Below are 16,203 nucleotides of genomic sequence, written 5' to 3' on the forward strand. Positions count from 1 at the left end.
ATCAATATGTTATTTTCTCAAAGATTATCTGAAATATCTTCAGGGGTGGCTAAACAACTCCTCAGTACATTCTATGTTTTATCTAAAATCAGATTTCTTAACCCAATGAATAATGCGGGTTAAACTTTTGAATTCAACCTCTTCCCGTTGTTCCCAGGCGCACATTTGGGCCCCGATGACCATAGGTGTTGACTGAAGCTGTATAGGAACAACAGAAGGGGCTTTGGGAAACCAGTTCTCCCACCGCCACATGTTCCACCCATAAATGGTTTTCGGCTCCCATTTCTTTTGATTGACCACATAAATGGGTTTCCAGGATGTATTTACAACAGTGTATCCATCTTCCACCAGGTGATTGGGAAGGTACCGGTTGGTTTCAAATTCGTAAACGATAATATCCTTTGGGATCTCTGTTTTTCCTTCTCTTCTGAAACCTTCCCATACACACATTTGTTTTCCCTGTTTTTTAACCATTTCATTTAGCCTTACCAGAAAGTGCCTGTATAGCTCATGTACATCCTTACCCAGCTCGTGTTTTTTCATATACGCTTTGACATCAGGATCCTCTGTGGTTTTGTTAAAAATGGCCTCATCTCCTCCTATATGGAAATAGGGAGAGCTTTTGAAAACAGGAGCAATCTCTGATATGATCTCTTCGAGTGCCTGATACACTTCTTCCTTCCCCATATTGATGATCCACGGGTTGTCTTTCACATCTTTGAGTGCGAAAATTTCCGGGTAGGCCTTAACAATGGCGCTGGAGTGACCAGGGACATCTATTTCGGGAATGATCACTACTCCCCGCAGTTGCGCATATTGCTCTAACTCTTCCAGTTCCTCAAAAGTGTAATGTCCGCCGGGGGTGGATAATTTGGGGTATTTCCGGGAAGGTAATGTGTAGGATTGATAATCGGTAAAATGTAACTGCAAGTAGTTTGTTTTGTAAAAAGAAGCGAGATCAATTAATTTTTTTATGGTCTCAACACTATGCCAGTTACGGGCCAGGTCAATCATTAGGCCCCTGTACGTGGCGGAAGGTTGGTCTTTTAATTGTAAAACAGGGAAGTACAACTCGTTATTTTCAGTGAAAGACATTTGAAGTAAGGTAGTCCGCGCCATGGCCAATGCCTGGAAGCTGCCCCCTGTAACCTCGATTCTGTCCGTCACGTCGATGTGGTATTGGTCTTTGGCCAATTGACGGTTAATAGAGAATAAAATATCTGCCTGACTATTGGCAATGACAACGTCTAATGAGAAGCCTGTGAGTCGGTTTAACTCGTCGCCAAATACCTTTAATAGCGGCAGAAGTGTGTCATTTTTACCGGAGATCCTGCTTTGATCAGAAAGTAAAAGTGCTTTATCAGATCGGGTAATTTCTTTGGGAACAGGTATAAGGTCTAAATCAATTTCAAGGTTTTTACTATTGGGTTTGCTGCATGAAGTCAATAAGACTATGACTGAAAGCGGTAATAGTAGGTTTCTGATGTTCATTGGAAAGACTGTTTTTAAAAGAAGGCCCCTGAATATTCAACACAAGAGCTTTTTTGTTAAAGTGTTTGATGGTTTATACTTATTGGAGTACCTATTGATTAATTACCGGGACCAATAACCTGGTATCTGAATGCCCATTAAACGAGGTCAATTTTATCGTAGCTAAGATGAAAAGCATGTTGCGTTTTTCTCTCAAACACTGCAAATACCTTTTGCAGTGTTGTATCTCTGTTATTCAATGACATTTTACCTTTTTAATGCACTGTATTTGAGCTGAAATATGCTCACACACCACTATTTGAAGAGACAAACGAATTAAGATAAATTGTCTCCCGGCAACTTTTATAATTTCTAATACAGCATTGATAATTGTATTATATATATCTTTGTTTTTGGTTAAATAATTCATTTACCAACGATTGGTATCAATACTTCGTCATTTGGTAGTGTTCTAAGTATCGAAACCTGTCGCAGCATTGGAGGCCGGATTTCCGGCCTCCAATTTCTTAAGACCAATTCCTGCCTGTTGAAGCTTTACCTGATGGTTGTTTTCCACTTATTTTTTTCTTCATGGTTATGTTATATCCGATTAAATTCAACCTATTGATCCGGTTCAATAATAGTATATGGAGTTCCTAGGGCCAATGACTGGGATCAGCCTTTAACCCTCTGATGATCAATTGCCCATTTTCTTATTAGCGTAGTTTACCATTGGCATTTATATAAAAGTTACATTTACCTCTTCTTCCTGTGTGATTTTATTTTCTGTAACCACTTCCTTGTTCTGGTCGATGACCCTTACTACTAATTGATCACGATTCTCGCGCTTTACTTCGAGGTCAAAATTTTGTCCAAATGCCTGTATATTTCTTAGCGCCATCCGGTCCCAATCCTGTGGCAGCTTTGGTGAGCATTTAAAACTACTCAGCCCGGTGGGTACTATACCAAACATCCCTTCCGTGAATACACGACAATACAGACCGCTTTCTGCAGAAAGATGGGCCATATCACCTTCGGGGTAGGCTTCCACAACATAGGGTACCCGTTTGCCCAAAAGACGTTCTGAAGAAAACTGCATAAGTTTGGAAAGGGATTCTTCTGTCGCTCCGGCCAGGAATGTGCCCCTCAAAGCATATAAGGTGCCCCGGTCCCAGAATATTTTGGAGATGGCTTCATTGTCAGAGTTTTTCTCTACATGCACTCCATTTTCTGACCATAGTTTACTGAATAATGCCTCTATCGTAGCTTCCTTTCGATCATGGATCCCCACCACTAGTGGCAGGCATATCCAATGTCTTAAATATTGGTGCTCTTTATAGTATTTGTAAGTGTCGAGCCCCTCTACAGTAGCTCCAAAATAGCTTTCTATAGCTCTTTTGAGTACACCGGCCTGTTTCTTATAAGCCTCCAGCTGCTGACTGGGTTTGTTTAGGCTTTGTCCTAAATCCACAGCTAATTGTAAGGCGCCATAAGCGAGCGATGACGTAGAGAGGTTGGCCGTGCCCGTTTCAATCCTACCTTCCATTTCATCTGACTGGGATTCCACCACCCCTTCCGTATTGGTCTTTCTTCGGCAATATTCCAGGCACCATTCTATCAGTGGCCACAATTCTTCGGCAATGGCTGCATCGCCGTTCGCCATAGCAAACTGGGCCGCTCCATAAGCGATCATAGCGGCATCACCACGGTCCAATGGATTGATGGGAGCATCTCCTTCCATTTCGAACGAATACCGGATATTCTCATAGGAAGGGCTCATTTCTTTTGCAAAGAGTCTGTAGGTGTTTAAAGAAGCCTCAATGGCTGTTTCATACCCGACATATGGAAAGAAAGGCCCTACGTACTCTGCCTGATCATTGGCCCAAAATCCACAATAATACCTTCCTCCTCCCGGTGAATGCATCAAACCCAGTTTCGATTCAAAAATGCTTTCTGATGCCCTGATCTTTGAAAATTCAAACAATGTATTGAGTACGGGTTCCGGTGTTTCCAAAATAAGAGCACTCTTTATCTCATTGAGAAAATTTCCTCTTTCCCGGATAGACGCTTTTGTCTTTCTCGCGAGCCCTGCTTCATCGTCAAGTTGCGCACTAATGGTAATAGAGAAAGTGAGGTGTTTGTTGGCCGGAATGGTGATCCTGGGCGGTGCATCGGATGAAATAGTACGTGTATACTTTCCTTTTAATCCGTAATCCTGTTGTTGAATGAAGGTCTTCCCGCTTTTGATCTGAATGGGTTCATTCCGTGTATTGGTTACTACCCAGTTTTCTATGAAGAGACGTTGACTCATCGAAGGCATCAATTTTCGGGTAATTTGTAAACCGTTTTGGGCCTCGTGCACAATGGTAAGGGTTCCGTCAAGTTGAATAGACTCTACCGGACCGGGAACGAGGATCTTATCACCTACCAGCATTCTGGGAAGAATACTGTCGTCATAAGTATCTTTCAAATACGCTCTGTAAACAAACCATCCGGGATCGGTTTGTTTAATATGGGTACGCAGTTGAGGGAAAATAATGTGACGGCTCAGTGATAAGCGTTTATCGGTGTCAATGTTGTAACTGATAATACCAGCAACCCTTTTTCCGGCCATTTCAATATTATCGGAATGGGGTAGGTTGTAGTCTTTTTTCATGTCCCACGAGATCTGTTGGGGACTCGTGATTTCCCAATGCGACTTATAGTTGTTCTTGTTCTTATTCTGTTCAGCAGGAGGTGATGACACCGGCGGAGTATCCTTTTTCAGCTTAGAGTGACATCCGGAAAAAACCAGCGTTAAGAATAATAAAGCAATCCATCTCATTTTCATTGTGATCGTACGATTAATTTTTGATTTCCAGTAACATCCATTTATCCTCTACGACTCCCTCCAGCAGATTCTGAATGCAAAGATTCCAGCTGATGAAGCCAACAATGTTCCCATCTTTATCGACATTATCATGACTGGGGGCCAGTGGCGCACCTGTGTCTGCGTGATAATTTTCATGCATGGTATTATATTTTTGGATGTCATTAAGGAGTAACTCGCCTAAGGTTTTGGCTTGCCAGCGAAGCTCTTGCTCAAAGCCATAATGTTTTAAACCTATGGAATAGATGAAATTAGCGATCGGCCAAACGGGCCCTTGCCAGTTAGAAAAAGGGATGATGATGTTTTTATTATTATAATCAGGGTCCTGTACTGAAAGGGTTCTGAAACCGTATTTGGCTTTCATATGCCCGGGATTGATCAAATATTTGGATATCATGGCCTTGCCTTTTTCAGGAGGGGCTATGGCATGCATCAATGGAACAAAGGAGGAATAGCTTACCCTTTTGTAAAAGTCACCGGTTTCACGGTCTACCGTATAGTAGATCTGATCTTCTTCAGACCAGAGAAACTTATTAATGGCTATTTTCAGATCGTCTGATTTCTTTTTGTAAAGCTGCGCGTCTTTTGACTTACTTAATCTACTTGCTATGACGGATTGTGCTAAATATTCCCTGCATTGAAGTGCGCTGGCATCCGGCGCTAAAAAGGAACGTTTGTCATCGGCGAAATAATTCATAGCCACATTATTGTCAGCACCGCTCTGCATACCATTGTCCCAGAAAAACAGACCCGTCAATGAATCTTGTTGGGTCTCTTCCCGGTATTTGAGCACTCTTTTCAGTTCTTCATAGTATTCTTCCACCCAGGTATAGTCCCCCAGGCCTTCCGAAGCAGCATATACCCCCTGTGAAAGGAATGGTTTCATAGCGAATTTACCAAACAGCAACCGGGGTCCTTTTGTGGTGGCGCCACCTGAAACATATCCTTCCTCATCAATGCCTTCAATAAGGTTGAGCGCCCAGTATTTCAGGTATTTGGGTTGTCCGATGCTCACGAAATGATTGCCCATGAAAAACCCGTCCCAATCCCACATTTGTTTGTAAAATCCTGCCGGGATCAGGTAAGGGTATTTCAAATATCCTTCAGCCGGTTGGATCACTTTGGGACGTAGCTCATCGTAGCTGGAAGTAAGATCTTTGAGTAAGGGGCGGAGATCTTCACTATTGATTTCCTGTGCCGGGTTTTTGTCTTCCGACGGCTGGTTTTCTGTATTCTGACATGCTATTATCATAGTGCATATACCCGATACCAGGAAAATTTTCCTGCTTATACTTATGATGGTTCTATTCATGACGGATAAGTTGTGGTGGTAAAATATTTCATTTTGACTGTTGCTTAGTAGGTATCTGATCTGTTAACTAGTGGTGGATTTGTTTTATGTTGCTGTTTAAATGAATGCCATTACTACCGTATTCATTTTAGTAATCGGGTTAATGGTCTGTATCTGCTGTTATCCTTTGACCATTCTTCAATCTGGTTTTGATTTTCTATGTACGTCTGACGAAGCAGCTCATATTCTTTCAGAGCGTTTTTGGCATCTAGGTTTACTCTCCGCCCTGTTTGAGCAGCGAGAACAAAATTATTGAAAGGGTATTTCCAGTCCGGCCAGTGGTTTTCCCGGGCAAAAAGAAATACCTCTTTTGATCGTGATATCAAACCTTTAATGCCGCTGACCAATTCAAGGTCATCTTTTTCAAATTCTACCTCTACTACCACTTTATCATACACACTGTATTCGTTGGTATAGACGACAGCCTCTACCTTCACTCCGTCATACCTCCAGGTTCCTTGTCTTATTTCCCTGGAGAAGGGGAGTTCCTGACCGTTTACAAGAACTTTTTTAGGTAAATGACTGATAGGAAAGCGCAATTCGTAAGCGCGGTTTAACAACATATTCTCATAGGAGCCTTCTATTTTATCAATGACAACATTAGCTTTTTTTCCATTGAATTTGGAGCTGACAGACGTATAGGTGTATGCGCCATTTTGGTAGGCTTGCGTATTACCGGCATCATCATAAACTTTAGCTGCTCCGTTAGCTCCCGGGAAGATATTCAATATCAATGGGTTTACAGGTTTCTCACCGGTGTTGTTCATATCTGGCATCATAGGAATGATCGCTCCGGCTTTTACAAATACAGGGATCTCCGAAATTGTAAACCGGGCTTCAATTTCTTTGCCGCCATCCAGCAATGTTCCGGAACTCCAATTGATCCATTGACCTTTTGGCAACCAAACTTTTTTAGTAGAAGCCATTTCACCACCTAAACTATCAATGACAGGGGCGATAATAAGATCATCTCCAAAGTAATATTGGTCTTTGTATTTGTAAGCCAGATCATCGTCCGATTCATAGTACATGGGACGGCTCAGGCATACGCCAGAATCATATGCCTTACGCGCCATGGTATAAATATAAGGTATAAGTGAATAGCGTAATTTATAGGCATCACGCATGGCGTTGGCATATTCGGGAGGATAAGCCCATGGTCTGCGGTCCATGGCAGGGTGTGCCCAGTAGTGGATCTTTACGATAGGAGAGAAGATCCCGAACTGTATCCATCGGGTAAAAAGTTCCGGCTCTTCTTTCCCTTTGAAAAACCCTCCGAGATCGTGGCCCCAATATCCCCAACCGACATTGGAAGAAGTAGCAGTAAAGTAGGGTTGAAATTGAAGGGATTTCCATGTATTGTAGGTGTCTCCTGAAAAACCTATTTGATAACGGTGATTGCCTAATCCTCCCCAACGATGGTAGATCATAGGACGATCTTTGCCACGCCTTTCCATATCCGTATAGTGAAGATAATTGAGGTAGTAGGTGGGGTTAACCCCGGGAATATCCGTGCTGTTCCACTGCTGCCAGTCAAGCCACCAGAAATCCACACCATCGTCTTCCATGGGGTGCAGCACGATATCAAAATAATTCCTGGCAAAAGATTTATCCGTAATGTTAAAGGGAATATACTTCTTAGTTGTGGGGTCCACGCCCATGGCACTGGCAAATTCATGGTACATGTCTTCATGAGGCTGAATACCGGAAGCAGGGTGAAGGTTCATACACGTTTTGATCCCTCGCTTGTCCGTCCAGTCCAAAAACCCCTTAGGGTCAGGAAAATAATTCTGGTTCCAGGAGAACCCGGTCCAACCAGCCCCCTGTCCGGCCTGGTCTGGTTTTTTGTTTTTGCCGTCATACATTTCCGGAAGGTTTACCACATGCCAATCCATGTCAATCACCAGTACATCTAGTGGAAAGTCGTTTGTTTTATACTCTTCCACTAATTCTTTTAGTTCTTCATCTGTGTATTTCCACCATCGGGACTGCCAGGCTCCAAACGCATATTTGGGTGGAAAGGCAACTTTTCCTGCTACCAAAGTGTAGTCGGCTAATGCTTGTTTATAATCGGACCCGTAGGCCATAAAGTACCAGTCTTGCGCCATCTTTTCGTCGCGTGACATTACCCATGGCCAATCAGAATTATCGAAAACGGGTTTTCCTGTATCGTCGATCAACGTCCATCCTTCGCGGGAAAGGATCCCATCTTCCAGGGGAGTAGCCCCATCGACCTGATCTAAGGTCCTGGTCGTTCCTTTTAAGTTCCCGTTATTTTTTTTGCCCGGATACCAGTCGATGAGCTTCTTTTCTGCCTGACCTTCGATGGTTAAATTTGATGTCTTAAAAGATCCTGTTCCAACCTTGTATTTCAGGGTTAACACTTCTGTTTGGATGATCACCCATCCGTCCTGACGGGATACGGTAAAATCAGGTATAGGTACCTTACGATTTACAAAAACCAAAGAGGCATGATCTTCAAACACTCCGTCTTCGGTCCATTCCATTCGTATCATACGAGGGGTGAGTACGGTGAACCTGCAATTATCACTAATGACCGTAGCGTTTTCCGGAGTTTCAGGATCATAACTGTTTTTGGCCCCACTTATCACCGATGTTTGGAGGATCATTTGGAGAATTAATATCGATACGATGGCTTTCCTGTTAAAAATATTCATTTCTTCAGCACATTTCATTGGTTGGTTCAAAACTTGTTTTATTCATACGGTTCACCGTTCAATGGCAAAACCAGGCCTTCAAAGGGTTCAAAGTCCTGCATTTCTGCCGTTTTGTATACAATGCTTAATTGATTCTGAATTTGCCTGTAGTAATATTTGATTGAAAATGAGTATTCTCCCTGGCTATGACTCGTGCTAAAAGACTCCGGTTCGTTTTTGAAGTTGTTCCCTTGTGCGACCAATTTATCGTCAATATATAATTCGGCTAACCCATCCCATGTTTGCAATTGCCATTCATAGGTGCCATCCTTCGGAATTTTTAAGATTCCGGATAATTCAACAGCATACTGATTGTAGATCCCCGGAAAACGTGTTTCGATGTGCCCCTTACTTTTGACTTTTGCAAAAAGCTCTCCGTTGATCTTTTCCAGCCGATCGGTTGTCATTTTACCCGCAAGGCCTTCTCTCATAACATTCAGTTTTGTGAAGTCGGGCATTTCCTTCCAGCCTTTGGTAGGTGCCGGGCCCAAGACTGTATAATCATAAGCGGGTTCGATTTTTCGAAAGTATCGCTGTTCAGGAAAGCCGATTTTTTTGCCATCTGCGTCAAAAAGCTGGGCTGTGATAATAGCGCTTTCATCGATTGAAATGCGCTCGTCATAATCAACGGCTTCTTTCATATCAGGTATTCCCCAATCTGTTGAAGTCATGTATTTAATTTTACCGCTGGTACTTGACGTCAGTTTGACTTTTATGATGTCGTCAAATGTCATGTCATCATTATGAAGCAGTTCTTCGGCTTCAATCGAAATAGGTCGGAATAGTTTGTTGTACAGGTCATTGGTTTGTGCAAATCGCTGCTGAAAGTCTTCGAGGTCAGGTTCAGTTGTGTAGTTCCACATACGTTCGGATAAAACAGGAACTCTTTCGCGAAGGACTGGGATTACTTTGTAGTAATTTTGTTCCCAAAAACTGATCTGACCTCCCAGGGTAGATTGATTCGGGGCTATTTCGATATCATCAAACTGATCATCCCAGTGGTGCCATTGTGTAATGTCCCATTGATATCCTTTTTCTACGGCAGGGGCAAAGTTCATTGCCCCTACCATATACCATGGCACCCATGTTGAATTGACAATGTTATATCCGTTAGCTACCAAACTGTCCGGATGATTATAGGTTGCATTCCAGACGATGACAGTTATGTCACGTGGAATAGATTCTTTACCGGCGCCTGTCCCATGAAACCCCTCCCATATCACTGATTGCTTCCCGGTGGACTTTACCATGGTATGCATTCGGTTAATGAAGTGACAAAAAAGCTCGTTAGCGTCTCCGGCCAGGGCTACATCGAGATTATTTTCCTTGCAATAGGTTTGGTATTCAGGAATGTGTTTTATGGCTTCCAGGTATACTTCATCCCCTCCGAAATGAATATATGGACTTGTGTAAAAAACTTCGGCCAGGGAGTTAATTATTTTCTCGCAGGCCTGGTAGGTTTCTTCTTTTGCCATGTTGATCACATACAGTGATACCGGTTGGTTCGTCTTAGGATCAATACTTCCAAAAACATCCGGGTACTTGCTCCATAGCTGTGTCGAGTGTCCGGGAAGGTCTATTTCGGGAATAATGGCTACCCCCCGCAACCTGGCGTATTCCACTAAATCTTTGAGTTCTTCAATGGTATAATATTCACGCGAACCATCCTTATTCAATGTCTTGAGGTCCGGAAAATCATCCATTGGAAAAGTAAATCGTCGATTATCGGAAAGGTGCAGGTGCAGGTACTTTATCTTGTAGAACCATAGCAAGTCGATGGTCTCTTTAATCGTCTCAACAGGATGCCAAAAGCGAGCAAGGTCAAGCATTACTGATCTATAGTCATAATCAGGTTTGTCATAGACAGATACTCTGGGCAAAACAATTTTGTCCTTTGAAAGGGTGAAAAGCTGTAAGATGGTTGCGGTGCCCATGGCCAGACCACTGTAATTGGATGCTTCGATCTTAATATTTTCGCAAACGTCTAAATAGTATTCTTCTTCTTTGAAACTGTCGTTGAATTCGAGGAGTATATTGTTTTCATCCTGCCCTGCTGTAGTTACATTCAACTTTAGTCCGGATATTTTATGTATTTGCCGTGCCAACAAATGGGCTAGAGGCTTGAGTGAATCACTTGAAGCAATTATTTCGGTTTTACCATTGATCTCAAATGTTCCCTGGTTAAACTCATATTGCCGTGGCTTTGGGATGATCTTCACATCCGGTGATAGTGAAGGTTTGCATTGCAGCAATAAAAGCAACAAGAAGATGGTGTATCGTTTCATAGGTTTATAGTGCTTTTGTGATTAAAAAAGAAAAGTAGCTGCTTTTCTTAGGTAAGCTCAGACTATCAAGCTCGTTATTTTGCAGATCCACGACGTAAAGTCTATGAAAGTAGCGTGACAAAAATATCCACATGAAAAGGATCAGCTTTTTTACTTCCTTTCTGACATTGAATGAATAAGAATCATACTTTTTAAATAAGGACCTAAAAGAAATACCGGAGATCAAAACCATCAGTGAAACATCATAGTTTCTTATTTGAGAAAAAATGAAAAGAGACTTCCTATGTTCTAATAGGATCATCAGGCCAATAGGTCTTGAGAGGCCCATTCCTCTATTTATTTCAGTACTGTTTTTTAAGTCGATCATATCAGGTAATTCTTCAGCCAAATGGAGGATTCACCTTGTTTAGCCTCGTATAAAGTGGATTTGTCAAACCGGATAATCATTATGGTTTATTATCAGATGTCACCATTTTATACATTTCACTTCCAGCTAACAAAAAGGCACCAGTTCCATATACATGCCAGTTATCGGGAGTGAATTTGCGGGGGTCGATGCCTTCCGGCTGCACATTTCCTAAGCGTCCGTTGTCATTGACATTATCACACAGCGCTGTCCAGGCTTTTTCCACTTTTTGCCGGTGTTTTGTATCGATCAGTCCTCTGTTTACCCCCCATGCCAAAGCATATGCAAAAAAGGCGCTTCCGCTTACCTCTCCTTTGTCATGGTAATCCGGGTCCAGAAGACTTACTCTCCACAGCCCATCTACTCCTTGCAGCTCTAATATTCTTCCTGCCATTTCTTTGTATAGCCTTTCATATTTTTCCCGGGTAGGAAAGTCATTGGGCATCAGGTCCAATATGCGGGCAAGACCAGCGATGACCCACCCATTTCCCCTGGCCCAAAAGATCTTCTTGCCACTTTCTGATCGTTGCTTGATGAACCGGTCGTCTCTGAACATCAATGAGTCTTCATTGGAATACAAATAGTCAGTTGTGATCCAATACATCTTGTCCATGTAATCAAGGTATTTTTTCTCTCCGGTTTCTTTGGACATACGGGCAAATGATGGAGGTGCCATAAAAAGGGCATCACACCATGTCCACCACTCTACGAAATAGGGATTGTTCGCAAAGCTCACATCAGCCATATAGGCCCTTCTGGTGGCTAAATGAATGTCCATGGCCCACTTACTATACCTTATTATTTCCGGATCTTTCTGCTGACCATACAGCCATGCCCAGTTAGCAGTGATGGTAAGTTGGTCGGCATAAAATATATTATCTTCCGGTTTCCAACCTGCATATTCTCCGATGTTGATCATTTCCTGCTTGTAGCGATCTTCCTGTGTTAGCTCATACAACGCTTGGATTCCAATAAAATAGGTTCCCCAATGCCATTCGAGTAGTCTTTTGAGATCATAGGGGTTTGCAAATTGCCAATCGGCTGTTTGGCGCATAACATCAATTATCTGTTTTGGCGCTAATGGATCCGTGATAGCAGGGGATGGGAGGTCCATTTTAATCGAACTGTGAAAGCGATCCGCCCAATGTGTTTTGGTCCAGGATGCATGACTGTAATTTAGATATTTTGTGTTTTGCATCCAGACTACCTGTAGAGGATTGCCTTCTTTGGCCCCACGGACAGCAAATGGACGTACATTATCTTTTTCCGAACCTTTAGTAATAAATTCTGCTTTCCACGATCGCCCATCATTTTTCGTCGTCCATTTTTCTATTTCGAAGATAGAATCTCGCTTGACTGACAGGTATAATTCATTCGTATTTTCATGGTCTATGTTTATTCCACCGGAATAATTGGGTTCAGGCTCTTTTTTACCTTCAGGTGTTTGTGGAAACCAGCCTCCTGAATTGATGAGGTCTCGGTTTAACCACTCCTTTCCTGTCCATTTGGCGTAGTAGTAGATATGTTTTTCATCTGTTGGGAACCTGGCATAGGCCAAAACGGGATTACCTTTTTCATCTTCTGCTATATCCCAATTCCATGCTTTGGCTCCTCCTTTTTTCGCGTCATAAACGATGTCCAGCTCTTCTGGCTTTAATGGCAGGTCGGTAATTTTTTTGATGAGTATACCATTAGCCTTATAAAATGCCCCATTTTGATAATATGTGTAATAAATGCTATTTCCTTTTTCATTGCGGGGATGACCGTCCGTGAATGTAAAATGTATTTTATTATCACCATTAGAGTAAACCTTAGTATATGGACGTCTGAAAGCGTATATCGGATCTGGCATCAAAAGTATTTGCCCTTTTGTCCATGATTCACCATTATCGTCACTATGTGAGTATCCGGGCTTACCATCTACACCTCTCCAAAACAAGTATATCCTTCCATTTTCAGCTTTAAGTCGAATAGGGTTGGTGTAAGTGTGTGTGAAGCTGGTTTTATCACTGACCTTATCTTTCTCATCATTGAGGAAAAGTGATTTGACTTTCGTCCATTTTGAGATGTCTTCAGGATTTTCGGATTTTATAAGATATAATGGGTGGGGATGGGGAGAGTCTCCGTAGCCGTGCCTGTTAAAAAAGATCAGGAGCTTTCCTTCTTCATCAAACAGGATGGATGGATTGTCGTGATCATCTATTTCGAGGTTTTTCCGGACGATATGTGTATTGATCTGTTTTGTTTCATGATCATAAAAACCTACGGTTATGTTTCCATAGTTATCAATCCAACCGGAATAAGTTCGCTTATGTTTCCCTTCGTAATAAACGGCCCTTGGGTCAGAAAACCAGCACCACGAACCATTGAATGTAAATGACTTAAATGACTCACTATGTTCTCCGGTGCCTTTCTTTGGTTTTGCATTGATCAATGGTCCCTGAGCATTAACCGTTGTCACTGCAACCAGGAACATCAGTGACCATACCATCGTATTTTTCATATATCTAGCTTTCATTTGTTCTTTACTGTCCTTATTTCTTGCCTCTTACCTTTAAGTATTCAAATAGGAGAGTCTTTCTTATCATTTATTTCGATTCTGCAACCATTTTATGTACTTCCGCCCCTGCCAGTAAAAATGCTCCTGTTGCGTAATTGAATGAGCTATCTTTATTAAAAACAGGGGTCGGGTCAATTCCCTCCGGTTGTACATTGCCCAAGCGTCCGTTTTCATTGACATTGTTGCAAAGTGCCTTCCATCCCCTCAATACTTGCGGCTTATGTTTTTCATCAAGCAATCCGTTATTGAGACCCCAGGTCATGGCGTAGATATAAAATGCAGCGCCACTCACTTCGCCTTGGTCCATAAATTCCCGATCCAACAGACTTGCATGCCAAAGCCCGTCTTCTCTTTGCAGGCTGAGCAATTTGATCATCATTTCGTGATAGAGGTTTTCATATTTAGTTCGGTTAGGATAGTCCTCAGGCATCATATCTAATATTTGAGTAAGTCCTCCGGCCACCCAGCCATTTCCTCGTGCCCAAAAGATCTTCTTTCCATTGTCCGAGCGTTTGTCAAAATAGCGATCATCTCTATAGATCAATGAGTCCTCTTTGGAGTATAAATAGTCTGTGGTTACCCACCACATTTCATCCATATAGTCGAGATACTTTTGCTCCCCGGTTTCCCTGGCCATTCGGGCAAAGGCCGGTGGAGACATGAAAAGAAAATCACATAAAGACCACCATTCTTCACGGGCCGGGTTATCTGCAAAACGAACATTTGCGTTCCATTTTCTTCGCATGGCGATATGCACGTCCATAACCCACCTGGCTTGCTCTATCATTTTTGACTCTTTTTCAAGTCCATACAGCCACGCCCAAATTCCTGTATGCACTACGTTATTACCATCAAAGATCTTGTCATTGGTACGCCAATTCGCGTGCTCACCTACATTGATCATCTCTTGCTTGTAGCGATCTTCTTTTGTCAGTTCATACAGTGCTTTGACTCCGGTATAGAAAGCTCCGTAGTGCCATTCCAGGATTCTCTCCAGGTCATAAGGGTTGGCAAAATCCCAATCTGCTGTTTGTCGCATGATCTCTTCAATCTGACCTGGATCAAACGGATCTGTCATTTTTGGGGAGGTAATATCCATTTTTATTGAACTCTGGAAACGCTCAGACCATTTAATATGCTTTGTCCAGTTGGCATAACTGTATTCAATGTATTTGGTATTCTGCATCCATAATACCTGAAGCCTGTTATCCTCACCAGCCCCGCGAATAGCAAACGGGCGGATATTATCTTTTTCAGAGCCTTTTGTAATAGGGTCTATCTTCCAGTTCTTACCTCCATTTGAGGTGGTCCATTTTTCAATTTCAAAAACAGTTTTTCGCTTGACCGAAAGATATAATACATTGGTGTTTTCATGGTCAATGTTCATCCCACCGGAGTAATATTGCTGGGACTCTTTTCTACCTTCCGGTGTTTCAGGGAACCAGGCTCCCGAATTGACCAGATCGTAATTCTTCCACGCTTTACCGGTCCATCGGGCATAACAATAGATGTGATCTGATGTGGTGGGGAATTTCGTATAGGCCAGTACCGGATGACCATTTTTATCTTCGGCTATGTCCCAGTTCCAGGCGCGCTCTTTGCTGCTTTTTGCGTCGTAGACCACATCCAATTCTTCCGGTAATAAGGGTAACTCATCTATCGTTTTTATTTTCTCCCCACTGGCTTTGTAAAATACTCCGTTTTCGTAATACGTATAATAAATACTGTTTTCCTTTTCCCGGTCCGGATGGCCGTCAGTAAAGGTGAAGTGTATCCTCTTATCGCCATTGGAATATACTTTGGTATATGGTCGCCTGAAACTATAGATAGGAGCCGGTGTCATTAAAATACGACCTTTGGCCCAGGTATTTCCGTTGTCCTCGCTCTGTGAATAGCTCGGCTTTCCGTCTATTCCTCTCCAGAAAAGATAAATCCTTCCATTCTCAGCTTTTAACCTGACCGGATGGCTATAGTCCTGGGACATAGATGCATTTGGGGTGGGTTTGAGGGCTTCATCGTTTAAGTACAATTCCTGAACATCTTTCCATGCTGAAATATCTTCAGGGTTTTTGGATTTGATCAGGTAACCCGGCGGCGCTACCGGGGAAGTTCCGTACCCGTGACGGTTGAAGAATACCAGTAACTTTCCTTCATCATCAAACAAGATGGAGGGATTGTCATGATCATCTACTTCAAGATTTTCCCTTACAATATGAGTGGCTATCTGCTTTGTCTCGTGGTCATAGCTGCCAATTGTAATATTTCCATAATTATCGATCCAACCGGCATAGGTGCGTTTATGCTCTCCTTCGTAATAAACTGCCCTGGGGTCGGTAAACCAGCACCAGGAGCCATTAAATGTAAGCGACTTAAAGGACTCACTATGTTGACCTGAGGTTTTATTGATCCTTGTTTGTACAAGTTTTGTCTGACCATTAACTTCTAAACTTGTAATGAAGATAATAATAAGTAATAGGGTGGTATTTTTCATTTTGTTCATTTCATAAATGGGTACGTTGGCTGAAGGATGATTCTTTTTCATTAT

Annotated in this window: 8 protein-coding genes; all 8 read right to left on the reverse strand. The window is 42.4% G+C overall.

All coding sequences use genetic code 11. The features are described 5' to 3' along the window. Positions 1-78 precede the first annotated feature (78 nt). The 8 genes from FNH22_RS02565 to FNH22_RS02600 all read right to left on the reverse strand — a co-directional run bounded on the left by FNH22_RS02565 (position 79) and on the right by FNH22_RS02600 (position 16,200). On the reverse strand, positions 79-1,491 hold the full coding sequence (locus FNH22_RS02565; protein WP_143396758.1) for a family 20 glycosylhydrolase: 1,413 nt from the start codon (positions 1,489-1,491) through the stop codon (positions 79-81). A 718-nt stretch (positions 1,492-2,209) separates the two neighbouring features. Further along, positions 2,210-4,294: a six-hairpin glycosidase-like protein gene (locus FNH22_RS02570; RefSeq protein ID WP_185154050.1), complete on the reverse strand. Its 2,085-nt coding sequence runs from the start codon at positions 4,292-4,294 to the stop codon at positions 2,210-2,212. Between the two features lie 19 nt (positions 4,295-4,313). Continuing rightward, on the reverse strand, positions 4,314-5,651 hold the full coding sequence (locus FNH22_RS02575; RefSeq protein WP_143396760.1) for a trehalase family glycosidase: 1,338 nt from the start codon (positions 5,649-5,651) through the stop codon (positions 4,314-4,316). A 122-nt stretch (positions 5,652-5,773) separates the two neighbouring features. Further along, positions 5,774-8,386, reverse strand: a complete 2,613-nt coding sequence (locus FNH22_RS02580) for a glycoside hydrolase family 31 protein (RefSeq protein ID WP_143396761.1) — start codon at positions 8,384-8,386, stop codon at positions 5,774-5,776. A gap of 20 nt (positions 8,387-8,406) precedes the next feature. Beyond that, positions 8,407-10,692, reverse strand: a complete 2,286-nt coding sequence (locus FNH22_RS02585) for a family 20 glycosylhydrolase (protein ID WP_143396762.1) — start codon at positions 10,690-10,692, stop codon at positions 8,407-8,409. Positions 10,693-10,696: 4 nt separating this feature from the next. Then, positions 10,697-11,059: a hypothetical protein gene (locus FNH22_RS02590; RefSeq protein WP_143396763.1), complete on the reverse strand. Its 363-nt coding sequence runs from the start codon at positions 11,057-11,059 to the stop codon at positions 10,697-10,699. A 79-nt stretch (positions 11,060-11,138) separates the two neighbouring features. Next, positions 11,139-13,601, reverse strand: coding sequence for a glycoside hydrolase family 88 protein (locus FNH22_RS02595; protein WP_185154051.1), 2,463 nt, complete (start codon positions 13,599-13,601; stop codon positions 11,139-11,141). Positions 13,602-13,686: 85 nt separating this feature from the next. After that, positions 13,687-16,200, reverse strand: a complete 2,514-nt coding sequence (locus FNH22_RS02600) for a glycoside hydrolase family 88 protein (protein WP_143396765.1) — start codon at positions 16,198-16,200, stop codon at positions 13,687-13,689. Between the last annotated feature and the right edge of the window lie 3 nt (positions 16,201-16,203).

Origin of the sequence: Fulvivirga sp. M361, assembly GCF_007097395.1 — a bacterium.
Classification (GTDB): domain Bacteria; phylum Bacteroidota; class Bacteroidia; order Cytophagales; family Cyclobacteriaceae; genus Fulvivirga.